Origin of the sequence: Flavobacterium alkalisoli (genome assembly GCF_008000935.1) — a bacterium.
GTDB classification, from domain to species: Bacteria; Bacteroidota; Bacteroidia; order Flavobacteriales; family Flavobacteriaceae; genus Flavobacterium; species Flavobacterium alkalisoli.
In genome coordinates this window covers 3,409,411-3,432,900 of sequence record NZ_CP042831.1, presented here as the reverse complement: position 1 = coordinate 3,432,900, position 23,490 = coordinate 3,409,411, and the positions used below count along the sequence as shown (strand labels likewise).

The window sequence follows — 23,490 nt, the reverse complement described above, 5'->3', positions numbered from 1 at the left end:
AAATATAATAATTTAATAATAGTGTTGTTTTTAAGGTTAGCTAAAGTTTGGTTAATTCTTTTCTTATGTTTTCTTTAGCGTTGTCCTCATATTTTTCCCTGAAATAGTCGGTTTTAAATATGTACGTCATAGAAAGAAAATGCTGTAAAACTTTTTTTCTTCCCGGCTTGTAAAGAATGTCAGGATAGAAAGAGTATTCTTTTCTAACGTTTTTTGAGTAGTCGTAGTACGTTTCCCAATCATATCCCAGTATGGAAAGATCGGAATCCGTAAACAGATTGGTATCTATATCGCTTACCGGTAAATGTGACTTTGTAGCTAAAATCAGTTGTTTGCACTTTGCAATCCTGTCTTCAGGGTAGTTTATAAGTTTTAACCTTTTTTCGGCAAGTAAAGCACTTTGCTCTTCGTTATCGTTTCTGGTTGACTTATATATAATATCATGGTAGAACAAAGCAAAAAGAACTGTTTTCCAGTCTGTAATGAGCTCTTTACAGGCTAGCAGTTCTTTATACATGTTTTCTAAATGTATAAGATTATGGTATTTGCGGTCTTTTCCGTTATAATGCTCGTTTATTTCAAGCCAAAGTGTTTCTGCAGTTTCGTTTTTATATTGGCTTACCAGTTCTGTAAATACACTCTTAAGCATAGTGGTGATGTATAATTCCTTCAAAATTATGTATAACTTTTAAATTTTAAGGCTTATAAAGTTTATAATATTCTACAGATAATCTTAAATTTGCACGCACAATAATTTAGCTATGTACAAATCTTTAATAAGGCCTGTATTATTCCGTTTTGATCCGGAAAAAATCCACCACTTTACATTTTCAACCATCAGATTTTTAAACAGCATACCGGGTATGCCGTCCTTGCTTAAATCGATGTATGAGGTAAATGACCCAAAACTGGAGCGTGAAGTATTCGGGCTTAAATTTAAGAATCCGGTAGGACTTGCAGCAGGGCTTGATAAAGATGCAAAACTGTACAAAGAGCTTGGTAACCTGGGCTTTGGCTTTATTGAGATAGGAACACTTACTCCAAAACCACAGGATGGTAACCCTAAAAAAAGGCTTTTCAGGCTTAGGGAAGACAGTGGTCTTATTAACCGAATGGGCTTTAATAATGGCGGAGTTGCCGCTGCTGTGGAGCGTCTTAAAAAGAACCCGGCAGGTAAAGGCCACGTGCTTATAGGAGGTAATATTGGTAAAAACAAAGTGACCCCTAACGAAGATGCTGTAAGCGATTACGAAATATGCTTTGATGCACTATATGATTATGTAGACTACTTTGTGGTAAATGTAAGTTCGCCAAATACCCCAAACCTTAGGGAACTACAGGATAAAGAGCCTCTTACACAATTACTGCAAACACTACAGGATAAAAATCAAACAAAACCGGTACAGAAACCGATATTGCTTAAAATAGCTCCTGATCTTACTGATAGCCAGTTACTGGATATTATTGATATTGTAAAAACTACAAAAATAGCGGGTGTTATTGCTACCAACACTACCATTTCACGTGAAGGGCTAATATCTGAAAACCAAAAAGAAATGGGCGGACTTAGCGGTAAGCCTCTTACTAAAAGATCTACCGAGGTAATAAGGTTCCTTTCAGAAAAGAGTAATAAGGCATTCCCTATAATAGGAGTGGGAGGTATTCACTCTGCCGATGATGCTATTGAAAAACTGGAAGCAGGTGCGAGCCTGGTACAGCTTTATACGGGCTTTATTTATGAAGGTCCGGGACTTATAAAAGCCATAAATAAAAGGCTGCTTGCTAAAAAGTAATCTTTAGCTTTGTAAGGTATTTTTAAGAGAAAACGATTTCGTTAAACCCGATTCTTTACTTATATTTGGGCCTCTATGAAACAGGTTAAGATTATCGAGTGTCCGAGAGATGCCATGCAGGGCATCAAAGCCTTTATACCAACAGATAAGAAAGTGGCTTATATACAGTCGCTTTTAAGGGTGGGGTTTGATACTATCGATTTTGGCAGTTTTGTATCGCCTAAAGCCATCCCTCAAATGCAGGATACTGCCGAGGTTTTGGCAAAGCTTGATTTAAGTGCTACAAAAAGTAAACTGTTAGCTATTATAGCGAATACTAAAGGGGCAGAGAACGCGTCGGTACACAGCGAAATACAATACTTAGGTTATCCTTTTTCCATATCGGAAAACTTCCAGATGCGTAATACGCACAAAACCATAGCCGAATCTATAATTACGTTACAGGAAATACTTGATATTGCCCATAAAAGCAATAAGGAAGTGGTTGCTTACCTTTCTATGGGGTTCGGTAATCCTTATGGTGACCCGTGGAATGTGGAAATAGTAGGGGAGTGGACAGAAAAGCTTGCCGGTATGGGAGTGAAAATCCTTTCACTTTCTGATACTATAGGCAGTTCAACACCTGAAGTTATAGAGTATCTTTTCTCTAATCTTATCCCTAAATACCCAGAAATTGAATTTGGGGCGCATTTGCATACTACACCTGATAAGTGGTTTGAAAAATTAGATGCAGCTTACAAGGCAGGATGTACACGTTTTGACGGGGCTATACAGGGCTTTGGCGGATGCCCTATGGCAAAAGACGACCTAACGGGTAATATGCCTACCGAAAAGATGCTTTCTTATTTTACGGCTGAGAAAGTTACAAGCAACCTAAACTCACTTAGTTTTGAGAGTGCCTACAATGAGGCTACTAAAATTTTTACCGAGTATCATTAATTAATAAAACTGTCTTTATTTAAAAGTAAGTGCATGAAAAGGCTCCATCATTAAGTCTGAATGGACGTCTACGTCATTACTCAGGTAGGTTATTATTACATCGGCTACATTGTCTTTATGTAAGTAAACCATCTGCCCATACTTATATCCTTTTCCGAATTCGCAATTGAACTCAAAAAAAGCAGATCCTCCTGCGTCAGCATTAAATTCGCTTTTTACTGCCTCAGTAGGAAAAGGTCCTATTTCCGCCCCCTGTCCTGCGGTCATGTTGAGTACGTTTGTCATTGTAGTTCCTTTGTAGATATTGTTAGGGTTTATCATTAAACAATTTTTATCCAGTTTACATTTTTCATACTCTTCAAATTGCGGCTTAAGTGATCTTATGGTGTAGCGTATCTCAAAATCGGCATCCTTATTTTTTATAGCAAAGGAGTACCATAAATCCCTGTTTTTCTTTACAACGGTTTCTTTATAGTTTTCCGGCATTACAAATTTAAGCCCGATGGTGTCTGCCTCTTTTTGAAATTCTTCAGCTTTTACGATTTTTTCCTGTTTATTTATAGTAAAAGCACTTACTAATATTGCTAAAAGTAAAATTATGGTAATCTTTATTTTCATTATTATATAGATGTTAGTTGGATGTTTACGAATATAACTATAAATAGTCTCTATTTTATGATAAATTTATATTATTGAAACTCTTGTAGCACATTCAATAGAAATGTCTTATATTTGCATGCAATTTAACGACAATTGCAACATGAAAGCACACACAACTAAAATCATCGGTGAAGGTCTAACTTACGATGATGTACTGCTGGTTCCAAATTATTCTGAAATACTTCCGCGCGAAGTAAGTATCAAATCTAAATTCTCAAAAAATATAACATTAAACGTTCCTATCGTTTCGGCGGCTATGGACACGGTGACTGAAAGCGCTATGGCTATTGCTATGGCTCGTGAAGGTGGTATAGGTGTATTACATAAAAATATGACTATTGAGCGCCAGGCTGCAGAGGTAAGAAAAGTGAAAAGGGCAGAGTCGGGTATGATTATAGATCCTGTTACGCTTCCTCTTAATGCAACTGTTGCTGATGCTAAAAATGCAATGCGTGAGTTTGGTATAGGTGGTATACCTGTAGTAGATGAAAACGGAATACTTAAAGGTATTGTTACTAATCGTGACCTTCGTTTTGAAAAAGACGGTGCACGCTCTATAGTTGAAGTAATGACTTCAGAGAATCTTGTAACAGCAGGTGAGGGTACAACCCTTGAGGTTGCCGAAGGTATTCTTCAGGAACATAAAATTGAAAAACTACCTGTTGTAAATGGTGACTACAAACTTGTAGGCCTAATTACATTTAGGGATATTACTAAACTTACACAAAAACCTATCGCTAACAAAGATACTTTCGGAAGACTGAGAGTAGCTGCAGCTTTAGGTGTTACTGCTGATGCTGTACAAAGGGCAGAAGCACTTGTAAATGCCGGAGTTGATGCTGTTATTATTGATACGGCTCACGGACATACAAGAGGTGTTGTAAGTGTGTTGAAAGAAGTAAAAGCTAAATTCCCTCAGCTAGATGTTGTAGTGGGTAACATTGCTACTCCCGAAGCTGCTCTATACCTTGCAGAAAACGGTGCCGATGCTGTAAAAGTAGGTATTGGTCCTGGTTCAATATGTACTACACGTGTAGTTGCAGGTGTTGGTTTCCCTCAGTTCTCTGCGGTACTTGAAGTTGCTGCTGCATTAAAAGGCACAGGTGTTCCTGTAATTGCTGATGGTGGTATCCGTTATACGGGTGATATTCCTAAGGCACTTGCTGCAGGAGCCGACTGTGTAATGCTTGGTTCGTTACTTGCAGGTACTAAAGAATCTCCTGGAGAGACAATCATATTTGAAGGAAGGAAGTTTAAATCATATCGTGGTATGGGATCTGTAGAGGCTATGAAAGAAGGTTCTAAAGATCGTTACTTCCAGGATGTAGAGGATGATGTTAAGAAACTTGTTCCGGAAGGAATCGTAGGCCGTGTACCATACAAAGGAGAGCTTTTTGAAAGTATGCTTCAGTTTATCGGTGGTCTTCGTGCAGGTATGGGTTACTGTGGTGCTAAAGATATCCCTACACTACAGGAAACAAGCCGTTTTGTACGTTTAACGTCAAGCGGTATATCTGAGAGTCACCCTCACAATGTGACTATCACTAAAGAGGCTCCAAACTATTCAAGATAAGACGGAAAGTCGAAAGACTTAAATCATAATACAAAAAGCAGAAGTACTACTTCTGCTTTTTGTATTTATTGTATAGGCTCTTTTTATTTTTTGCTTTGTGAGTTTTCGAGGTTTTCTTTTCTCAGGTCTTCACTTTCCCAGGCATGATCATTAGCGCCAAGCTGTGCATAAAGGTCATTTTTCAGTAGCTGTTCCTGCATTTCAATCTCTTCTTTTGCAGTCATAAGGAAAGCTTTTTTATCATGTCGTTTTTGTGAAAGTCGTAATACGGCCTGCTCGTCATATTTTATGAAGCGTTGCCCTTGTCTGGTAGCGGTATAACGACGATGGCCCAGTTCCACTAAGGCATCTACGCCTAAATGGACTGCACTATACAGGTTTTCACGATAAAACTGATTAATACCCATATCTACGAGCTCAAAGGCATTGCTACGGTTTCTTGCCCTTGCCAATATCTTTAGGTGAGGGAAATGCTTGCGTATCATCTCTACAACGATAAGGTTTACCGCAGGGTTGTCAATTGCGGCTATAAAGAGCTTGGCATCTTCACAACCTGCTGCTTTAAGCAGTTCGAGTCTTGAGGCGTCTCCGTAATATACCTTAAAGCCCATTTTACGCAGGGAATCTACCCTGTCAGAGTCCATATCCAATACTGTTGCCCCAATACCGTTTGTTTTTAATAAGCGGCCTATGGTACTGCCAAAGTTTCCGAATCCGGCAATGATAACATCATTCTTTTCATTTTCAATGTCGTCATAATTTTTATTGGACTGTTTTTCTTTAACTCCAAAATAAGGGTCTATCCATTTTTCGTTTATCAGTAATAAAATGGGTGTACCCAGCATACTTAATGCTATTACTGCCATCATCTGGCTGGCGAGGTAAGTAGGCATAAGGTTAAGCTGTGTAGCAAAGCTCAGTATTACAAAACCAAACTCACCTCCCTGGCTCAATGCAAAGGAGAACAGTAGGTTTTGATCAGAACTCTTTTTATATATCTTACCAATGCCCAATAGGACAAAGAATTTTATAACGTTAAACAGCGTACAGAAAACAATGATAAACACAGGGTCTACCATTATAAGACTAAAGTTAATGGAAGCACCTACGCCAATAAAGAAAAGTCCTAATAGTAATCCTTTAAAGGGAGCAATATCGCCTTCCAACTCGTGCCTGAACTCGCTGTTTGCCAATACCACACCTGCCATAAATGCACCAAGCGCGGGGCTTAACCCTACTAACTGCATAATATAGGAAACGGCAAGTACTAATAAAAGGGCAGAGGCTGTAAAGAGTTCCTGTAGTCTGGTGTTGGCAATTACATGTAACAGCGGTACAATTATAAAACGTCCGGCAAGGTAAATAAGTCCTATGGTACCAAATACAATAAGGGTTTGCAGCCAGCCTTGTAAATTTGATATAAGCGATTCGTTTACACCTGTATTTTGAACGCCCTCAACAGCCAGCAATGGTAATATTGCCAGTATAGGGATTACGGCTATATCCTGAAACAATAAGACAGCAAATGCCGAACGCCCCATTGAGGTTTGTGATAATCCTTTTTCTTTAAGGGTTTGCAGTACAATAGCGGTTGAGGACAGTGTTAATGCCAGTGCAACAGCAAGTGTGGCCTGCCATTCCCAACGTAACACCAGTAAGCAGGCTACAAAAAGGATAATACAGGTACCGAATACCTGTAACGAACCCATGCCGACAATAAACCGTCGCATTTTCCAAAACTTATAAGGGTCGAGTTCCAATCCGATAAGGAAAAGCATCATTACTACACCAAATTCTGCAAAGTGCATAATATCTTCACCTTCCTGACCAATTAGCCCTAACACAAACGGCCCGATAAGTATACCTGCAAAGAGGTAACCCAATATGGAACTTAATCCAAATTTTTTGGCAATAGGTACGCATATAACAGCTGCAGCCAGATAAATTATCGACTCAAAGAAAAATCCGGTTTCCATAGTTTTTTAGCCTAGTTTAGTTGTGAACCAATCGTTAAAATACTGATAGTCGGATATTTCTTTAGGGTTTATGGGTTTATTAACCAGATACTCCAGTATCTGACCGTAAAGCTTTCCGTTCTCTTCATATCCTTCCGTGGTCATGGAGTGAGCGCCATGTACTATAAACGGAGGTAAATAGGTCAGGTTACAAACTTTAGCCGTTTGGTTAAACGGTTCCAGTAATTGTTGTATGGTATAGCGATCACGGCCTGTTTCGCTGTAGTTTTCCTTTCGGCCGCCGGTTGTAATAGTTTGTAGCAGCAGTTTGCCCTCAAGGGCTTTGCCGTCTTTTCCGTAAGCCCAGCCGTGTTCCAGTACAATGTCTATCCACTGTTTTAAAAGTGGGGGGCAGCTGTACCAGTACATAGGATGATGCCAGATAATGATGTCGTGAAGTAAAAGCAACTCCTGTTCGCGCTGCATATCAACATCAAATTCCGGATATTCCTGGTACAGGTCGTGAAACGTGATGTTAGGATTATCCGGAATGTGTTTTACAAGTACGTCATTAAGGTTCGATTTCTCGAATAGCGGGTGAGCGAAGAGAATAAGAACCCTGTTTGGCATACATTGTGTTTGTTTATGGTAATATACCTAAATAATTGGAAGGAGTAATTCTCATTAACTCCTCTTTAACGCTGTCTGTAACGTTAAGTGTTCCTATAAAGGCATGTATAGATTCTTTATTAATCACGTGGTTTGTCCTTGTAAGATCCTTAAGTGCCTCATACGGATTTGGATAAGCTTCGCGACGTAGTATGGTTTGAATAGCTTCAGCCACCACAGCCCAGTTTCTCTCAAGGTCTTCCTCAAACTTATCAGCATTTAAAAGAAGTTTGTTAAGTCCTTTAAGTGTAGCTTCAAAAGCAATAATAGTATGACCAATAGGCACACCTACATTTCTTAGTACTGTACTATCAGTAAGGTCACGTTGTAATCTTGAAACCGGAAGCTTTGCAGCAAGGTGTTCAAAAATAGCGTTTGCAATACCCAGGTTACCTTCAGAGTTTTCAAAATCAATAGGGTTTACTTTGTGTGGCATTGCAGAAGATCCAATTTCTCCGGCTTTAATTTTTTGCTTAAAGTAATCCATAGACACATATGTCCATATATCCCTGTCAAGGTCAAGTATGATGTTGTTGATACGTTTTAAGGCATCAAAAAAGGCTGCAAAATGGTCGTAGTGCTCAATTTGTGTAGTAGGGAATGAGTGTTTAAGCCCTAAAGTACCTTCAACAAAATCATTACCGAATTTTCTCCAGTCGTTTTGCGGATAGGCAATAAAGTGTGCATTAAAGTTACCTGTTGCACCACCAAACTTAGCGGCAAAAGGTACGTTGAATAACAGTCGAAGCTGCTCTTCAAGCCTTTCAACAAATACAAGTATCTCTTTACCTAAGCGTGTAGGCGATGCAGGCTGGCCGTGAGTACGGGCAAGCATAGGCACATCTTTCCATTCAATGCTTAGTTCTTTAAGTTTAGAGATAACGCTTATAAGCGTTGGCATGTACACATTTTCAAATGCCTCTTTTGTAGAAAGCGGAATGGCTGTGTTGTTGATATCCTGAGAAGTTAGTCCAAAGTGGATAAACTCTTTGTACTGCTCAAGGTTAAGCTTATCAAAAGCCGATTTTATAAAGTACTCAACCGCTTTTACGTCGTGGTTGGTTGTTTTTTCAATTTCTTTTATCTGAAGCGCGTCTTCTGAAGAGAAGTTTCTGTAAATATCGCGCAACGGCTCAAAAACAGCTTTGTCTACTCCCGTAAGCTGAGGTAACGGAAGTTCGCATAAGGCGATAAAATATTCAATCTCTACAAGCACCCTGTACTTAATAAGTGCTTCTTCAGAAAAATACCCTGATAATGATACGGTTTTATTTCTATATCTCCCGTCTATTGGGGAAATGGCATTCAGTTCAGATAAACTTTGCATTGTCTTTTGTTTAAAATAACGTATTTGCGCAAAGATAAACTTTTACAGGCAATTAAAGAAACCGCAAAGTCAATTAAATTGCCTTTATTTAATACTAAAACGGCTACATAGAAGTTAATAAAAGAAACCAAAACACACTTGCCATGAAAAGATTTTTTTTGCTTTCACTGTTTTTTGTAATACTTACTTCGTTTAAAACCGGCAACAATCCTTTTGACACTTTTGTGGCCCAAAACAAAGGCAAAGTAATACTGGTTGACTTTTGGGCGAGCTGGTGCAAACCTTGTAGAGAAGAGCTGAAAAAACTGCCTAAGTTTAAGAAAAAGTTTGACGGTAAGGATGTAGTGTATGTCTATATCTCTATGGATATTGAAGATGCCAAATGGAAAAAGGCAATTGAGGAAGAAGGCCTTACAGAGGACACACACTTTTTAAATTATCCTATTAAAGGGTCGGAGGTTTTAAAAGGGCAGTCGGTAGGAGCAATCCCCAGATATATGATAATCGATAAAAAAGGAAAGCTTGTAAATGCCGATGCTCCGCATTACGGAAAAGATTTGGCAAAAGAAATTGAAAAATATCTGGCTGAGTAAATTATAGTACTCTTAATTTTTCATACACCATTTCCATGCCTATGGAGCCGGAGTGTGCAAAAACTTCCAGTTTATTTCTCAAATTAGGTATTTGGGCAGGGTTGGGGTCTATGTAATAAATAGTAGTATTTGGTCTTGCAAAATCGATAAGTCCGGCTGCTGGATATACCTGTAGCGAAGTACCTATTACAATAAGATAATCGGCCTGGTCTACAATAGTAACTGCGGGTTCTATGGCAGGGACTGCCTCTCCAAACCATACAATGTGTGGGCGTAGCTGATGCCCGTCGGTATGCAGGTCACCTTCGTTAATATCTGTAGTCCATTCTATTATGTCATTAAGGTTATTAACGCTGCGGGCCTTAAGTAGTTCGCCATGCAGGTGTAAAACGTTAGTACTTCCCGCACGTTCGTGCAGGTCGTCTACATTTTGGGTAATAACAGTAACATCAAAATGGTTTTCAAGTTCGGCAATAATATGATGTGCCTTGTTGGGAACAACTTCAAAAAGCTGTCGTCTTCGTTTGTTGTAAAAATCGAGTACCAGCGCAGGGTTTTTGCGCCAACCCTCGGGAGAAGCCACTTCCATCACGTCATGACCCTCCCAAAGACCGCCGGCATCACGAAATGTTTTTATTCCGCTTTCGGCGCTAACACCGGCACCCGATAATACAACAAGTTTCTTTTTCATTTATGTATTATACTTTACCTAAAGTATATAGTTGCTCAAGAGTAGGTGAAGGGCTACCGCCTGCAGGCTCAAGAGTAATACCAAAAGCCTCGGCACCTTCAAAGTTGTCTACAGCATAGATACCTTTGTTTTCTGCCCTTTGTCCGTCGTCAAGTACACCTATACTCGTAGGGGTAAGTTGCGGAGTAAGCTTTAAAGCCCATACCTGGTAAACTTTACCCTGAGGAGGTTCCGGTAGTCCGGCTATATCGACATAAATTTTATTGTCTTCGCTGTTTAAATACACTTTAGCAAATGCATCCGGAGCAACCTGTTGTCCCTCTAGCGGAATAACATCGTTGTTCTTAGCACGGATGATGGCAAGTGCTTTCTCATTTTGCGTATTCTCTTCACTTACAGTGGCAAGCATCTGCTCAAATTTATCACGTTGTTTAGCTGCAGCCTGTACCTCTTCGGTAGCCTCGTTGTACTTGTAGTACTGGAAGCCCAATCCGAATAAAAGGATAACAGCCGCTGCCCACCCTATAAAAGATGAAGTACTACTGCGTGGCATTTGCACAACGCCATCATGTTTTTCGATAAGTTGCTGGCGAATTTTTTCATACACCTCTGCCGACAGATACGGTGATACACTGTATGAAAGATCTATGATAGCCTTTTCTATAGATAGTATTTCGGCTCTCACATCCTCATTATTATCGGCCATTTCCTTTACCTGAAGATTCTCTTCTTCCGAAAGGAGGCCGAAAATATATAATTCTAAAATACCTGATTCAATATACTCTGTGTTCATTATACCTCTAATATAGTTCTTAAATCTCTAATACAATTTCTGTTTTGTGTTTTAACTGTGCCCAGTGGTATGGCAAGTTCTTCCGATGCTTCCTGTTGGGTGTATCCCCTAAAGAAAAGCAGGTCGATGATGCGCACACATACCGGTTTCAGCTTCTTAACAAACTCACGTATACCTATGGCATCAATCCTGTTGGTAACTGTTGAATTGTTGTCAAGAATATGTACGAAATTGTCGGTAGAAAGGTTTTTTAAACTGTTATTATGGCTTTTAGATCTTAACTTGTCTATAGCTGTATTACGTGCTATGTTAAGAATCCATGTAAAAAAACGTCCTTTACTTTCGTTATAAGAGTCGATGTTTTTCCAGATTTTTACAAAAACTTCCTGTAAAACATCTTCCGATTCTTCCTTGTCCTTTATAAGGTTGTAAATAACTCCGTAAAGGCTTTTGGAATACATATCATACAGCGTAGTGAATGCTTTGCTGTCTTTTTTGTAGATTTGTTCGAGTAATTCTTCCTGTGTCATATAATAATTGTGGTTTTGGCACTCCTAAGTTAGTAAAAGATTCTTAACATTTACCTTTATAATGAAAAATACCTGTGATAAAGCCTATCTTGATTATTTAGAAACGTTTATTACCGAAAGTAGAAAAGAGAATTTTATTAAGATATTGCAAAATCGCACCAAACATTTTGCCATAGCTATAGAAGATGTTTTTCAGCTGCATAATACAAGTGCCGTAATGAGGACCTGTGAAGTTTTTGGGATTCAGGAGCTTAATGTAGTAGAGGAGAAATACGGTAAGCGTATTGATAAGGAAATTGCATTGGGAGCCCAAAAATGGGTAGATGTAAACCGATTTGCCACAACAACCAACTGTATTGACGATTTAAAAGCTAAAGGTTACAGGATTATTGCCACAACACCACACGAGGAGTCGTGTATGCTTGATGATTTTGATATTTCGCAGCCTGCAGCCATATTTTTTGGGACTGAGAAGATGGGGCTTTCCGAAGAGGTTCTGGAAAGGGCAGACGGCTTTTTAAAGATACCTATGGTTGGATTTACAGAGAGTCTTAATATATCATCCTCAGCTGCGATAGTAATACAAAATATTACCAGCCGATTGAGAAAATCGGATATTAAATGGCAGTTAACCGAAGAGGAGGTTCTTGAAAAAAGGATAGACTGGACCCGTAAATCCATAAAAGATATAGATTTTATAACTAAGAAATACCTGGAGCAGGAAGTTTAGTTCTTATCCCTGTTAAGGGCTTTGTACTCTTCATAACAACTGCTTATGGCATCCATAATCTGTAAGTCGTTAGCAGTCCTTATAAACTCTTCTGAATAGTTGCAGTTTTCAAGTATTTCTGCAATGTCTTCCGGCATAACACCTAAAAGTGCTGCAAGTGTTTCACGGTCAAATTTAGTAGCTAACAGGTTTCTTACCGTATCATCTTTTTTCATTTCCCTTAACCTGCGCATTTCTTTTGGTTTTTTACCAAACACATTATGTAGGAAATCGGCAGGGTTGAATACAGAGCTAATAATCTTTTTGAAAGACGAAGGCGATTTAGGGCCTCCTTCATAACCGTAGTTAAGTCCGGAAATACTGTATCTGTGATTTTCCTTAACAGGTACAAGCTTGGAGTCTACCTGAAGGTAACCGGTAAGTCCGTATTTATTAATTACCACTTCTTCCAGGGCATAAGCCTTTTCTGTAAGCGGAATTTTTGTTGAGGTAGTATTTTTAATCCAGTCGTTAGTAACGCGAACCTTAATAGGCTGAAAGCCTATAAGTGTTATGTGTATAGTGTCGTTTACCTTAGCGTTAAGCGTGAAATACCCTTTACTGTCGGTAACTACCCCTTTTACAGAGTTAACATTAATAACCGTTGCGTTTTCAAGTGGCAGCATGTTTGAATTGTTTACAATAGTACCACTTACACTGGTTGAGTCTTCCTGCTTCTTTTCCTGTGCAAAAGAAGGGAACGACAGTATTAAAAATAAAATAACTACAAAATATCTCATTGTTCGCTTTAGTAAGGTAAAAGTAATAAACAAACGCGATATTTTGTAGTTAGTATACAATTTATCTAAAATAAATTAATTGCTTCTTCTTGGTTTTCTGTCTCGAGAGCCACTGTTGCTGTCCTTTCTTCTGGGAGCACCACCATCTCTTCCGCCATCTCTTCTAGGTGGTCTTCCGCCTCCGAAAGAATCGCTTCTGCGTTCACCTCTCGCGCCTCTGTTAGAGCCACCACCGCTGCTTCTACCGTTGTGGTCTCTGCGTCGGTTGTTAGAACCACCGTCATTTTTAGAAATTTCAACATTTATTTTTCTGCCCTCAAGGTGCATACTGTTAAATGTATCCATTACCATTTCGGCATGTTCTGCTTCTGTGTTAAAGAAAGAGAAACCTTCTTTTACATCCACTTTAAAAATGTCGTCACGGCCCAGGCCAAGTGTATCACGAAGGAAGTCTTTAAGGCTCATCCAATCGAAATCGTCTCTTGAACCTATGTTGATAAAGAAACGAACCGCACCGCTACCTGCACTGAAGTCACGTCTTTCTTCTCCGCCTTTTTGTGCAGAAAGATCTTTATTCTTTTTGTAATAGTTAATAAACCTGTTAAACTCTACCGATACCATTTTCTTGATAAGCTCCTCTTTAGTAAGGTCTTTCATAACCTCATATATTGCAGGAAGGTAAGAGTCTATTTCGTGGTCTATTTCAACATCTTTAATTCTGTTTGCTAAGTGGAAAAGCTGTATTTCGCAAATTTCGATACCTGAAGGGATTGATTTCTCCTCAAACTTTTGTTTGATAGTCCTTTCGATAGCGTTTATTTTACGAAGCTCACTCTTAGTGATGATAACGATTGATGTACCCAGTTTACCGGCACGTCCTGTACGTCCGCTACGGTGGTTGTAGGTTTCAATATCATCAGGAAGCTGGTAGTTAATTACGTGTGTTACGTTATCAACGTCAATACCCCTTGCGGCTACGTCGGTAGCAACAAGCATTTGTATCTGTCTGTTTCTGAATGATTTCATTACTGCGTCACGCTGAGCCTGAGAAAGGTCTCCGTGTAAAGCAGCTGCGTTATATCCGTTTTCTATAAGTTTTTCGGCAACTGCCTGAGTATCTCTTTTTGTACGGCAGAAAACAACTGAGAAAATATCAGGGTTAGCATCTGCAAGACGTTTTAATGCCTCATAACGGTCGCGTGCATTAACAAGATAAAACTCGTGTGATACTGTAGATGAACCTGAGTTTTTGTGGCCAACTGTAATTTCAAGTGGTTTTCTCATGAATTCACGTGCAATTCTTGCAACCTCCTGTGGCATAGTAGCTGAGAAAAGCCATGTGCTTTTGTCTGTTGGTGATGTAGAAAGGATAGAAACGATATCATCATAGAATCCCATATTAAGCATTTCATCTGCCTCATCAAGTACACAGTAATCTATTTTAGAAATATTAACTAACCCACGGTTAATCATGTCCTGCATCCTTCCAGGTGTTGCCACAATAATTTGTGCACCTCTTCTGATTTCTTTTGCCTGCTCTGTAATACTGGCCCCGCCATAAACAGCAACAGTGTGTAGTCCCTTAACGTATTTAGAGTACAATTTTATCTCGTTAGTAATCTGTAAGCAAAGCTCACGTGTAGGAGATAAAATTAAAGCCTGAGTATTCTTATTTTCGGCATCTATCTTTTGAATTAGCGGGAAACCAAAGGCAGCAGTTTTACCTGTACCCGTTTGTGCTAATGCTACGATGTCTGTGTCTTTTTCCAATAATAGGGGAATCGCCTTTTCCTGTACCTCCGACGGATTTTCAAATCCTAGATCGTTTATCGCCCTCAGTAGCGATTCATTCAATCCTAATTGTTCAAATTTATTCATATATAATTTTAAAATAGCTGCAAAGGTACTGTTTATTAGCGAGATAAACTAATAGCTGAAGTAGTTTTATTTAGATTAAAATTATTGAAAATCAACAAGTTAATTTTTTAAAAAGTCTATAAGTTGTTGTACGGCCCTGCCGCGATGGCTTAGTTTAGCTTTTTCGTTCATAGAAATTTGAGCAAAAGTAAGGTTTAATCCTACAGGTTTAAATACCGGATCATAGCCAAAACCTTTATCTCCTGCTTTTTCGGTGGTGATTTCACCATTTACAATTCCTGTAAACAGGTGTTGCTGCCCGTCAAGATTTAGGGCTATTACTGTTTTAAAAAGTGCTTTTCTGTTTTCTTTGCCTTCAAGATTGGATAACAGCTTATCCATATTGTCGTTTGCATCTTTTTGTTCTCCGGCATAGCGTGCTGAGTATACACCGGGTTCACCGTTTAGCGCTTCTACCTCAAGTCCGGTATCGTCGGCAAAACAGTTATAGCCGTATGTTTCGGTAACATAATTTGCTTTTATAACTGCATTTCCTTCTATGGTATCGGCAGTTTCGGGAATATCCTCAAAACATCCTATATCTTCAAGGCTTAAAAGTTCTATATCTATTGGGAGTTGGTGTCTTATTTCCTGTATTTTATTCTTATTGTTTGAAGCAAAAACAAGTTTCATAATTATATGTTGTAAATATCTCTTTTTTCCTTTGAACAAAGGCGGTCGGTTATGCTGGCGATTAAAAACCAACGCACGTTGTGCCCTTTTCTTACTCTGGCTCCGGTGTACATTACTGCGAAGAATTCAAAGGTATTAAAAAGAATTATAAAGCTCATATAAATGATGTAAGGTGTAGTTAAGGCTTCAAGTAACGGCCAGAGATGATTACGCCCATCATGGCTGTGTTCCAGAAGAAATCTGCCTGATTTTATAAATGTGCCTAAAGTCCATGCCCATGCCAAGCTGTTAAAAGGAACTAGTATCAACTGGGCTAACACGGCCTGTATGGCATGCCATCTTACAAAATAAGAAGCCTTTCGTTTGGCAAGGTAATAGCCAAAAGAGGCAATAAGATTTATTATAGGTAAGGGTAATCCGCCTATTACGGCAACTATGGCCATTAGGTAGCCGTTAGAAGCCTGTTCATATTCATTTGGGTGTATGGCCTGCTGTTGTATTGTGTTGTTCATAATCCTTTGCAAATATTCCAGCCCCAATTGGCTATGGTTAACAGTATTAAAATAATCGCTACCCATTTTATACGAAGTGTTTTTTCAAACTTCAGGTAGCTTTTGTAGAGAGAATCTTTTTTAAAAAGAGTATCATATAAAAGCCAGAGCGGTAAGACCAGTAATCCGGCTGCTATAATGTAACCGAAGGGATTGAGTAGTAGGGCGTCTGTAAAATTGCCTCTTGATATTTCAATCAGGCTTCGGGTGCTTCCGCAAGAAGGGCAGGCTATACCGGTTATGTTTTTAACAGGGCAAAAGGTTAGGTTGTTATTTTGGTGTATATGTAATATAGACCATGCTGTATAGCAATAACCAATTGTAAGTACTGCTGCTAAAATCAGGTATAGCCTGTTTCTTGTCATAGTTTATTAAAGGAAAGCCTGAAGTTTTTCCATGTTTTTATCTTTGGTAATATCCATAATAAGGAACCAGTCTATAATTGTCCATATACCGGCACCACCACATGTAAGTAGTTTGGCTACACCCAGGCCTGTATCACCTATAAGAAAGCGGTCTATACCTAATGCTCCACCACCTACGATAGATACTATAAGAATTACGGTAGGGTCTTTAAGGTCTAACGACTGGATCATGGTCCATTTTGACTCGTCTGCCATTAATAGTCTTTCGCGGATATAGTTTAAATGTTCGCCTTTAAAATACTTACCGTTCATCATGATGAACATGTCTACTTTTTGAGAATCCATAAAATTGATTGATTTTGGTTGTTAATATTGTTTTGATTTTGATTTGATGTTCAAATATATAGATCATCCTTAACAAATAAGTAACAATAACTGTATATTTGTTACACGTATTCTTGAAAATTATTATGAAGGTATGGATATAATAATTACTTTTGGTGCGTTTTTTTAAACATAGAAAAATTTCTAAAACAATGGTAAAAGATTTATTTGACAGGATACAAAAAAATAAAGGCCCTTTGGGAAAATGGGCTTCACAGGCTGAAGGTTATTTTGTTTTTCCTAAACTGGAAGGCCCTTTAGCAAACAGAATGATGTTTCACGGTAAGGAGGTTATCAACTGGAGTATAAACGATTACCTTGGATTAGCAAATCACCCAGAAGTAAGAAAAGTTGATGCTGAGGCAGCTGCCGAATTTGGTGCTGCATACCCAATGGGGGCAAGGATGATGTCTGGTCACACATCTGTTCACGAACAATTAGAGCAGGAGCTTGCTGCATTTGTACATAAAGAATCGGCATACTTATTAAACTTTGGTTACCAGGGTATGGTATCTATTATTGATGCCCTTGTTTCTAAAAATGACATTATTGTGTATGACGTAGACTCTCACGCATGTATTATAGACGGTGTTCGCCTTCACATGGGTAAGCGTTTTACATACAAGCATAACGATGTAGAAAGCTTAGAGAAAAACCTTGAGCGTGCTACTAACATGGCTGAAACTACAGGCGGTGGTATTCTTGTAATTACCGAAGGTGTATTTGGTATGAGAGGGCAGCAGGGTAAACTTAAAGAAATTGTAGCTCTTAAAGAGAAATACAACTTTAGGTTATTAGTGGATGATGCACACGGTTTTGGTACACTTGGTAAAACAGGTGCCGGAGCAGGTGAGGAGCAGGAATGCCAGGATGGTATTGATGTTTACTTCTCTACATTTGCAAAATCTATGGCAAGTATAGGGGCATTTGTTGCTGCTGATAAAGACGTTATCGATTTTCTTAAATATAACTTACGTTCGCAGATGTTTGCTAAATCATTACCAATGATCTTAGTAAAAGGAGCTTTAAAACGTTTAGATTTACTTAGAACAACTCCTCAGCTTAAGGATAAACTTTGGGAAAATGTAAATGCTTTACAAAACGGATTAAAAGAGCGTGGCTTTAATATTGGAGATACTAATACATGTGTAACACCTGTATACCTTGAAGGTAGTATTCCGGAAGCTATGGTGATGGTGAATGACCTTCGTGAAAACTACAGCATTTTCCTTTCTATAGTTGTATATCCGGTAATACCAAAAGGAATTATCCTTTTAAGAATGATCCCTACAGCTACTCACACTCTTGAAGATATCAACATAACGCTTGCTGCTTATGAGGCTATCCGTGAGAAACTTGTAAACGGTACTTATAAAAAAATTGCTGAGCAGACTACAGTTGACGTTTCTGCAGAGTAATTAAAAACATGCTAAATAAAAAAGCCTCCTTATTAAGGAGGCTTTTTTATTTACAAGACTTAAAGAAATAGCCTATAAGTCCTTTTTATATGTTTTTCTGCGCTTGTGGATAATCGGGTTAAAGTTTTTCCATAGGTTGTTCATGGCATGGTTTTCTTCCAGCTCAGGAGTCCTTATGCAGTTTTCAATCTTATTTTTAGTAAACACTTTATGGAAATCTTCAAAAATAATGGCTGTAACGCCTTTATTCTGATATTCAGGATCAATACCTATAAGATAAAAAACAACGTCTCTACTGCTTTTACGAGCCTTTAAAAGGTGGATAAAACCAAACGGAAAGAGTTTGCCTTTAGCTTTTATAAGCGCTTCCGAGAAAGAAGGCATTACTATGGTAAAGGCTATCATATTGTCGTTTTCATCCATTACAAACTTTATATACTCCGGATTGATAAGCCCAATGTATTTCTTTTTAAAGTACTCTATCTGTACGTCACTTATAGCTACAAACGATGAAAGCCTTTCATAAGTAGTATTAAACAGTTTAAACATTTTATCTACATAAGGCATAACCTCTTTTGTAGAAGTAAAGCTTACCGACTTTAGGTTGTATCTTTTTCTGATAAGCTCGCTTGCTTTCTTAAAAGGGGCTGGATCCACATCTGTCATAGAAAAGATACTTTCCCTATACTCTTTTTCAATAGTAAAACCCAGTTTTTCAAAGTGCTCTTTGTAATAAGGGTAATTGTACCAGGTAATCATGGTGCCTATCTGGTCAAACCCTTCCGTTAGCACGCCTACTTTATCCAGGTTAGAGAAGCCCAAAGGGCCTTCTACATGGTCAAGATTATGTTCGCGTCCGTATTCATATACTTTTTCAAGCAATGCTTTTGTAACTTCAATATCGTCAATTACATCGAACCATCCAAAGCGTACTTTTTTCTTCTGTTGGTTATTTACTTCCTGCCAGTTGATAATGGCAGCTGTTTTCCCTACTATTTTACCGTCTTTATAGGCCAGATAGAATTTAGCCTCGGCATTTTCAAATGCAGGGTTTTTTGTCTTGTCAAAACTTTCAAGTTCTTCGGCTATTATTGGCGGAACCCAATAAGGGTTATCTTTATATAAGTCGAAAGAAAACTTTACAAAGTCTTTTAATTCGCTTTTGGTTTTAGCTTCTTTTATAGTAATCATTTAATCTTCTCCTGTTTCAAATTCGTCTACGCGTTCTTTTTCTTTGTCCTTTTTCTTATCTTTTTTCTCTTCTTCTTTACTCTTTTCTTCCTCAAACTCGGCTTTACCAGGTAAAAGTATATCTCTGTAATCGGCATCAAAGCGCCATGATATACCTACACCTCCGTATAAAATGAAAGGAGTATCCTTAAAGTTTTTGCTTATGGAAGCATCTACCTGTAAATTATCGCTTAACAGGCGTGCGGCTCCTAATCTGAAAATAGCATCAGAATAATAGTCACTGCTGTATCCCTGGAATTCTCCAAAAGCTGACCATTTGTCATTAAACCCGTGTGTCAGTGTAGAAATAAATCCTATGCTGGGGTATTCGGTAGTAATCTTATCGGCAATAATATTGTTTACCCAAACCCATCTTCCGTAGTGGTTATGGGTAATAATCATAACTTTCGGACTAACCTGATCCTGAGGGAAAGTATATACACTTTTACCTCCTACAAGGTTTACTCCGGCATAAGCAGCAACGGCAGGAATAAGGTTTCTCCATTTAAATTTATGGTTGGCTTTCCAGCTGTATAAGTTTGGTTCAGGGTTGTAATTTTTATCAGGGTCGTATATAAGGTATTTAGCTCCTAATATAAATGTTTTAAAGTCGTTACGGGTAGTGGTTTGCAGAGCATTATCATACCAGTCAAACTGATACTGCACATCGGCAATAAACTCCAGTTCTTCAAGAAACGCACCATAGCGAAGCTGTAAATCCAGTCCTGCACCTTTGGCATCGTAGTTTAAAATATCGTGGTCTTCCCAAATACCATAAAGGCCTGATTCAAGTTGTAAAACGGTTTTACCAACGGCAAATCCTGACATGGATTTTCCCGGTCGGTTAGAGTTTATCTGGTCGGTATATTGTGCATGCAGGCACACAGATGATAGTAGTAAGGCAAGCGGAAAAAAATTTTTAATAAAATTCATGTTTGGCTCGTTTATTGAAAGTAATAAATTACATTTTCCCAAAAGTAGTATATTTTATTATTTTAAGGAAGGTAATTTATTTTTAAGGAAGAGATTCCGTAATTTTGAGAAAAAGTTATTACAATGGATACTGCAAGTTTTACAGGTTTAATAAAAACGATATTCTGGATTATAGTAATTTATTATTCACTAAGATTTATTATGCGTTTGCTGGCGCCGGTACTTATACAACAGGTTGTTAAGAAGGCAGAGCAAAATTTTTATGGTAAGCAACAGGAATATTACAATCAGAATACCAATACTCAGCAGCAGTATACAAAAAAAGAAGAACAGCCTAAAGAAAGTAAAAAAGTAGGCGAATATATTGACTTCGAAGAAATTGACTAGATAAAGCATAATCCCTCTTTTACAGAGGGATTTTTTATTTTATATACTTTTATTAATTGCTGTCTTATGGCAGTATTTTTAATGAAATTAAGTATCTTCACGGCGTTTAATCAAAAATCCGTAAAGGAAAAGAAATTAATAAAAGGTATATGAAAAATATCAGTAAGACCTATCAGCACCTGATTGCTATTGTTGGTTTTGTAGTTGTTTCGCTTATTTACTTTTATCCTGTTTTACAGGGTAAAAAAATATTCCAGTCAGACATTGTTCAGTACACCGGAATGGCAAAAGAGCAAAACGACTTCAGGAAAGAAATGGGGCAGGAGCCTTACTGGACAAATAGTGCCTTTGGCGGTATGCCAACCTATCAGTTGGGGGCAAATTACCCACATAACTATATCAAGAAAATTGATAGTGTTTTACGTTTTCTTCCGCGTCCGGCAGATTATTTATTCCTTTACTTTTTAGGGTTTTATATACTTATGATGGCTTTACGGGTTAGTCCGCTTAAAGCCTTTTTTGGTGCACTTGCCTTTGGTTTATCTACCTATCTCGTTATAATACTGGGTGTTGGGCATAATGCCAAAGCCCATGCCATTGCCTATATGCCAATGGTTGTTGCCGGGGTTATAATGGTTTTCCAGCGAAGGTATGTACTTGGCGGATTGCTCACCATGATTGCCGCTGCACTCGAAATTAACGCCAACCACTTCCAGATGACATATTACCTTTTACTGTTATTACTGGTGTTGGCTGTTTACTTTATAATTGAGATAATTAAGGATAAAGAGTTTAAACATTTAGGTAAAGCTATAGGTGTGTTTGTTATTGCCGGAATACTGGCATTTGGGGCAAATGCTACTAACCTTATGGCTACTTCAGAGTATGCAGGTTTCAGTATGCGAAGCAAAAGTGAGCTTACCTTTAATCCTGACGGTAGTGAAAACACCACAAAATCGGCTATGGATTATAGTTATATTACTGAATATAGCTATGGTAAGGCAGAGAGTTTTAACCTTATTGCGCCAAGGCTTTTTGGTGGTGGTGCACGCGAGGATGTAGGCGAAGGGTCTCACATGTATGAATTTATACTTGGAGTAGGGGCATCTCCGGCTGAAGCTAGGGAATTTGCAGCCAATGTACCTACTTACTGGGGTGATCAGCCAATAGTTGAGGCTCCGGCATATATAGGTGCTATTGTCTTCTTTTTAGCAATACTGGCCTTATTTATAGATAAACGTAAAATAAAATATGCCTTTTTGGCAGGGGCTATATTGTCACTACTACTTTCGTGGGGTAAAAACTTTCCGGGGCTTACAAACTTCTTTATCAATAATGTACCGCTATATGATAAGTTCAGGGCAGTATCTTCTATACAGGTAATACTGGAATTATGTTTTCCTGTACTTGCAGTAATGGGGTTACAGTCTTTCTTTAAATCAGAGAAAGAGCAGCAGTTAAAATCGCTTTATATAGCGGCAGGTACCGTTTTAGGTATCCTAGTTATGCTGTTCCTGTTTAAAGGTTCGTTTGATTTTACAGGAGGAAGCGATGAGCAGATAAGACAGATGTACGGACAAATGGGGCCTGATTTTGTAGAAGCATTAAAGGTACAGCGTGCACAGATGTATAGCTCAGACCTGTTGAGGTCCGGAATGTTTATTCTTGTTGCGGCAGCTGCACTATGGTTGTTTGTAAGTAAGAAAATAACCGATATGACAGCTGTTTTGGTAGTATGCTGTTTAATGGTTATAGATCTTTTTGCGATTGACCAGAATTATGTAAATAAATCTAACTTTAAGAGTGCAAGACAGGTTGACAAACCTTTTGATGCTACTCCGGCAGATGAGTATATACTTAAGGATACGACTAACTACAGGGTGTATGAGCCTTATGCAAGGCTACAGGGAAGAACTTCATACTTCCACCAGTCTGTAGGGGGATATAGTGCAGTAAGGCCACAAAGAATGGATCAGTTATTTACTTATAATGTGGAGAGCAATCTTTCGTCCCTATTTACGGCAGTAAATCCGGAAAAGATGAGTTTTGATAAGTCACTTCCTATATTGGATATGCTTAATATTAAGTATGTGCTGTTACAGTCTCAGGACGGACAGGATATACCTGTTCAGAACCCTTATGCTAACGGAAGTGCCTGGTTTGTGAGCTCTGTTAAGGAAGTTTCAACACCGGATGAGGAAATGAAATCTTTGGATAACCTTGATACTAAAAATGTAGCTGTAGTTAACAAAACCAAATTTGGCAAAGAGTTAAGTAAAACATCTTTTGTAAAAGACAGTACGGCAACAATAAACCTTGTAACACATGAGTCTAATTATATCAGATATAAGACTGATAATGCAAACGACGGTTTAGCTGTTTTCTCAGAAATATATTATCCGAAAGGATGGAATGCTTTTATAGACGATAAACCGGCAACACACTTCCAGGCCGATTTTGTGCTGCGTGCCATGTATGTTCCGGCAGGTAAACACACTATAGAGTTTAAGTTTGAGCCTGAGGTTGTGAAAACAGGAAGTACCATAACGCTTATTAGTTTTATAGTTATGATACTGTTAGTGGTTGCAGGTGTTTATCTTGAAAAGAAAAAAACTCCGCAACCTGAAAAGAAATAAACTT

Annotated in this window: 24 protein-coding genes; 8 read left to right on the top strand and 16 right to left on the bottom strand. The window is 38.4% G+C overall.

Annotated features, from left to right (window positions below):
* Positions 1-40: 40 nt before the first annotated feature.
* A complete protein-coding gene (locus tag FUA48_RS15420; protein ID WP_147585020.1) occupies positions 41-649 on the bottom strand; it encodes an HD domain-containing protein in 609 nt (202 codons plus the stop codon).
* 112 nt (positions 650-761) lie between these two features.
* Here FUA48_RS15420 and FUA48_RS15415 point away from each other — a divergent pair, with 112 nt between their 5' ends.
* Positions 762-1,793: a quinone-dependent dihydroorotate dehydrogenase gene (locus FUA48_RS15415; protein ID WP_147584355.1), complete on the top strand. Its 1,032-nt coding sequence runs from the start codon at positions 762-764 to the stop codon at positions 1,791-1,793.
* Between the two features lie 75 nt (positions 1,794-1,868).
* Positions 1,869-2,732 carry a hydroxymethylglutaryl-CoA lyase gene (locus tag FUA48_RS15410; RefSeq protein WP_147584354.1) on the top strand — a complete coding sequence of 288 codons (864 nt, stop codon included), beginning with the start codon at positions 1,869-1,871 and terminating at the stop codon, positions 2,730-2,732.
* Positions 2,733-2,747: 15 nt separating this feature from the next.
* Here FUA48_RS15410 and FUA48_RS15405 read toward each other — a convergent pair whose 3' ends face one another.
* Positions 2,748-3,350 carry a hypothetical protein gene (locus FUA48_RS15405; protein WP_147584353.1) on the bottom strand — a complete coding sequence of 201 codons (603 nt, stop codon included), beginning with the start codon at positions 3,348-3,350 and terminating at the stop codon, positions 2,748-2,750.
* A gap of 142 nt (positions 3,351-3,492) precedes the next feature.
* On the opposite strand from FUA48_RS15405, the gene guaB reads away from it, so the two are divergent.
* Entirely contained in the window at positions 3,493-4,965 is a 1,473-nt protein-coding gene (gene guaB / locus FUA48_RS15400; RefSeq protein WP_147584352.1) for an IMP dehydrogenase, read from the top strand.
* An 83-nt stretch (positions 4,966-5,048) separates the two neighbouring features.
* On the opposite strand, the gene FUA48_RS15395 is transcribed toward guaB, so the two are convergent.
* The 3 genes from FUA48_RS15395 to purB are packed head-to-tail and all read right to left on the bottom strand — an operon-like array spanning position 5,049 to position 8,916.
* Positions 5,049-6,941, bottom strand: coding sequence for a monovalent cation:proton antiporter-2 (CPA2) family protein (locus tag FUA48_RS15395; RefSeq protein WP_129751138.1), 1,893 nt, complete (start codon positions 6,939-6,941; stop codon positions 5,049-5,051).
* A gap of 6 nt (positions 6,942-6,947) precedes the next feature.
* Entirely contained in the window at positions 6,948-7,550 is a 603-nt protein-coding gene (locus FUA48_RS15390; protein WP_129751139.1) for an NAD(P)H-dependent oxidoreductase, read from the bottom strand.
* 13 nt (positions 7,551-7,563) lie between these two features.
* The gene (gene purB, locus FUA48_RS15385) at positions 7,564-8,916 is read right to left on the bottom strand and encodes an adenylosuccinate lyase (protein ID WP_147584351.1); all 1,353 of its coding nucleotides are present in this window, start codon (positions 8,914-8,916) and stop codon (positions 7,564-7,566) included.
* 143 nt (positions 8,917-9,059) lie between these two features.
* Between purB and FUA48_RS15380 the strand changes: the two genes are divergently transcribed.
* Complete coding sequence (locus tag FUA48_RS15380) at positions 9,060-9,509, top strand: TlpA disulfide reductase family protein (RefSeq protein ID WP_147584350.1); 450 nt, start codon at positions 9,060-9,062, stop codon at positions 9,507-9,509.
* Between the two features lies 1 nt (position 9,510).
* Here FUA48_RS15380 and FUA48_RS15375 read toward each other — a convergent pair whose 3' ends face one another.
* From FUA48_RS15375 to FUA48_RS15365, 3 genes are read right to left on the bottom strand one after another with little or no spacing between them, the layout of a single operon-like run.
* Entirely contained in the window at positions 9,511-10,200 is a 690-nt protein-coding gene (locus tag FUA48_RS15375; protein ID WP_147584349.1) for an SIR2 family NAD-dependent protein deacylase, read from the bottom strand.
* A gap of 7 nt (positions 10,201-10,207) precedes the next feature.
* Complete coding sequence (locus tag FUA48_RS15370) at positions 10,208-10,993, bottom strand: anti-sigma factor (RefSeq protein ID WP_240732492.1); 786 nt, start codon at positions 10,991-10,993, stop codon at positions 10,208-10,210.
* Positions 10,993-11,523 carry an RNA polymerase sigma factor gene (locus FUA48_RS15365; protein ID WP_129751146.1) on the bottom strand — a complete coding sequence of 177 codons (531 nt, stop codon included), beginning with the start codon at positions 11,521-11,523 and terminating at the stop codon, positions 10,993-10,995. The genes FUA48_RS15370 and FUA48_RS15365 overlap by 1 nt, the downstream gene beginning before the upstream one ends.
* A gap of 61 nt (positions 11,524-11,584) precedes the next feature.
* Between FUA48_RS15365 and FUA48_RS15360 the strand changes: the two genes are divergently transcribed.
* Complete coding sequence (locus FUA48_RS15360) at positions 11,585-12,253, top strand: TrmH family RNA methyltransferase (protein ID WP_147584347.1); 669 nt, start codon at positions 11,585-11,587, stop codon at positions 12,251-12,253.
* On the opposite strand, the gene FUA48_RS15355 is transcribed toward FUA48_RS15360, so the two are convergent.
* From FUA48_RS15355 to FUA48_RS15330, 6 genes are all read right to left on the bottom strand, one after another.
* Positions 12,250-13,032 (bottom strand): carboxypeptidase-like regulatory domain-containing protein, encoded by a 783-nt coding sequence (locus FUA48_RS15355; protein WP_147584346.1) that lies wholly within the window; start codon positions 13,030-13,032, stop codon positions 12,250-12,252. The two genes, FUA48_RS15360 and FUA48_RS15355, sit on opposite strands and share 4 nt — an antisense overlap.
* Positions 13,033-13,107: 75 nt before the next feature.
* Complete coding sequence (locus tag FUA48_RS15350) at positions 13,108-14,910, bottom strand: DEAD/DEAH box helicase (RefSeq protein WP_147584345.1); 1,803 nt, start codon at positions 14,908-14,910, stop codon at positions 13,108-13,110.
* A gap of 99 nt (positions 14,911-15,009) precedes the next feature.
* Complete coding sequence (locus tag FUA48_RS15345) at positions 15,010-15,582, bottom strand: non-canonical purine NTP diphosphatase (RefSeq protein WP_147584344.1); 573 nt, start codon at positions 15,580-15,582, stop codon at positions 15,010-15,012.
* 2 nt (positions 15,583-15,584) lie between these two features.
* The gene (locus FUA48_RS15340) at positions 15,585-16,094 is read right to left on the bottom strand and encodes a hypothetical protein (protein WP_147584343.1); all 510 of its coding nucleotides are present in this window, start codon (positions 16,092-16,094) and stop codon (positions 15,585-15,587) included.
* Positions 16,091-16,498 carry a DUF2752 domain-containing protein gene (locus FUA48_RS15335; RefSeq protein ID WP_147584342.1) on the bottom strand — a complete coding sequence of 136 codons (408 nt, stop codon included), beginning with the start codon at positions 16,496-16,498 and terminating at the stop codon, positions 16,091-16,093. The genes FUA48_RS15340 and FUA48_RS15335 overlap by 4 nt, the downstream gene beginning before the upstream one ends.
* A gap of 6 nt (positions 16,499-16,504) precedes the next feature.
* A complete protein-coding gene (locus FUA48_RS15330; protein ID WP_147584341.1) occupies positions 16,505-16,843 on the bottom strand; it encodes a TM2 domain-containing protein in 339 nt (112 codons plus the stop codon).
* 191 nt (positions 16,844-17,034) lie between these two features.
* On the opposite strand from FUA48_RS15330, the gene FUA48_RS15325 reads away from it, so the two are divergent.
* Positions 17,035-18,300: an aminotransferase class I/II-fold pyridoxal phosphate-dependent enzyme gene (locus tag FUA48_RS15325; protein ID WP_147584340.1), complete on the top strand. Its 1,266-nt coding sequence runs from the start codon at positions 17,035-17,037 to the stop codon at positions 18,298-18,300.
* Positions 18,301-18,372: 72 nt separating this feature from the next.
* Here FUA48_RS15325 and FUA48_RS15320 read toward each other — a convergent pair whose 3' ends face one another.
* On the bottom strand, positions 18,373-19,491 hold the full coding sequence (locus FUA48_RS15320) for a GTP cyclohydrolase (RefSeq protein WP_147584339.1): 1,119 nt from the start codon (positions 19,489-19,491) through the stop codon (positions 18,373-18,375).
* Complete coding sequence (locus FUA48_RS15315; RefSeq protein WP_147584338.1) at positions 19,492-20,463, bottom strand: transporter; 972 nt, start codon at positions 20,461-20,463, stop codon at positions 19,492-19,494.
* Between the two features lie 123 nt (positions 20,464-20,586).
* Between FUA48_RS15315 and FUA48_RS15310 the strand changes: the two genes are divergently transcribed.
* Both FUA48_RS15310 and FUA48_RS15305 read left to right on the top strand, forming a co-directional pair.
* On the top strand, positions 20,587-20,850 hold the full coding sequence (locus FUA48_RS15310) for a DUF4834 family protein (protein WP_147584337.1): 264 nt from the start codon (positions 20,587-20,589) through the stop codon (positions 20,848-20,850).
* Positions 20,851-20,999: 149 nt separating this feature from the next.
* Entirely contained in the window at positions 21,000-23,486 is a 2,487-nt protein-coding gene (locus FUA48_RS15305; protein WP_147584336.1) for a YfhO family protein, read from the top strand.
* Positions 23,487-23,490 lie beyond the last annotated feature (4 nt).

Coding starts and splice junctions, on each gene's coding strand:
- FUA48_RS15320 (WP_147584339.1), bottom strand. CDS start 19,491: ATGATTACTATAAAAGAAGCTAAAACCAAAAGCGAATTAAAAGACTTT.
- FUA48_RS15370 (WP_240732492.1), bottom strand. CDS start 10,993: ATGAACACAGAGTATATTGAATCAGGTATTTTAGAATTATATATTTTC.
- FUA48_RS15395 (WP_129751138.1), bottom strand. CDS start 6,941: ATGGAAACCGGATTTTTCTTTGAGTCGATAATTTATCTGGCTGCAGCT.
- FUA48_RS15350 (WP_147584345.1), bottom strand. CDS start 14,910: ATGAATAAATTTGAACAATTAGGATTGAATGAATCGCTACTGAGGGCG.
- FUA48_RS15405 (WP_147584353.1), bottom strand. CDS start 3,350: ATGAAAATAAAGATTACCATAATTTTACTTTTAGCAATATTAGTAAGT.
- FUA48_RS15345 (WP_147584344.1), bottom strand. CDS start 15,582: ATGAAACTTGTTTTTGCTTCAAACAATAAGAATAAAATACAGGAAATA.
- FUA48_RS15310 (WP_147584337.1), top strand. CDS start 20,587: ATGGATACTGCAAGTTTTACAGGTTTAATAAAAACGATATTCTGGATT.
- FUA48_RS15330 (WP_147584341.1), bottom strand. CDS start 16,843: ATGGATTCTCAAAAAGTAGACATGTTCATCATGATGAACGGTAAGTAT.
- FUA48_RS15355 (WP_147584346.1), bottom strand. CDS start 13,032: ATGAGATATTTTGTAGTTATTTTATTTTTAATACTGTCGTTCCCTTCT.
- FUA48_RS15410 (WP_147584354.1), top strand. CDS start 1,869: ATGAAACAGGTTAAGATTATCGAGTGTCCGAGAGATGCCATGCAGGGC.
- FUA48_RS15390 (WP_129751139.1), bottom strand. CDS start 7,550: ATGCCAAACAGGGTTCTTATTCTCTTCGCTCACCCGCTATTCGAGAAA.
- FUA48_RS15420 (WP_147585020.1), bottom strand. CDS start 649: ATGCTTAAGAGTGTATTTACAGAACTGGTAAGCCAATATAAAAACGAA.
- FUA48_RS15305 (WP_147584336.1), top strand. CDS start 21,000: ATGAAAAATATCAGTAAGACCTATCAGCACCTGATTGCTATTGTTGGT.
- FUA48_RS15315 (WP_147584338.1), bottom strand. CDS start 20,463: ATGAATTTTATTAAAAATTTTTTTCCGCTTGCCTTACTACTATCATCT.
- FUA48_RS15375 (WP_147584349.1), bottom strand. CDS start 10,200: ATGAAAAAGAAACTTGTTGTATTATCGGGTGCCGGTGTTAGCGCCGAA.
- FUA48_RS15415 (WP_147584355.1), top strand. CDS start 762: ATGTACAAATCTTTAATAAGGCCTGTATTATTCCGTTTTGATCCGGAA.
- guaB (WP_147584352.1), top strand. CDS start 3,493: ATGAAAGCACACACAACTAAAATCATCGGTGAAGGTCTAACTTACGAT.
- FUA48_RS15335 (WP_147584342.1), bottom strand. CDS start 16,498: ATGACAAGAAACAGGCTATACCTGATTTTAGCAGCAGTACTTACAATT.
- FUA48_RS15325 (WP_147584340.1), top strand. CDS start 17,035: ATGGTAAAAGATTTATTTGACAGGATACAAAAAAATAAAGGCCCTTTG.
- FUA48_RS15380 (WP_147584350.1), top strand. CDS start 9,060: ATGAAAAGATTTTTTTTGCTTTCACTGTTTTTTGTAATACTTACTTCG.
- FUA48_RS15340 (WP_147584343.1), bottom strand. CDS start 16,094: ATGAACAACACAATACAACAGCAGGCCATACACCCAAATGAATATGAA.
- FUA48_RS15365 (WP_129751146.1), bottom strand. CDS start 11,523: ATGACACAGGAAGAATTACTCGAACAAATCTACAAAAAAGACAGCAAA.
- FUA48_RS15360 (WP_147584347.1), top strand. CDS start 11,585: ATGAAAAATACCTGTGATAAAGCCTATCTTGATTATTTAGAAACGTTT.
- purB (WP_147584351.1), bottom strand. CDS start 8,916: ATGCAAAGTTTATCTGAACTGAATGCCATTTCCCCAATAGACGGGAGA.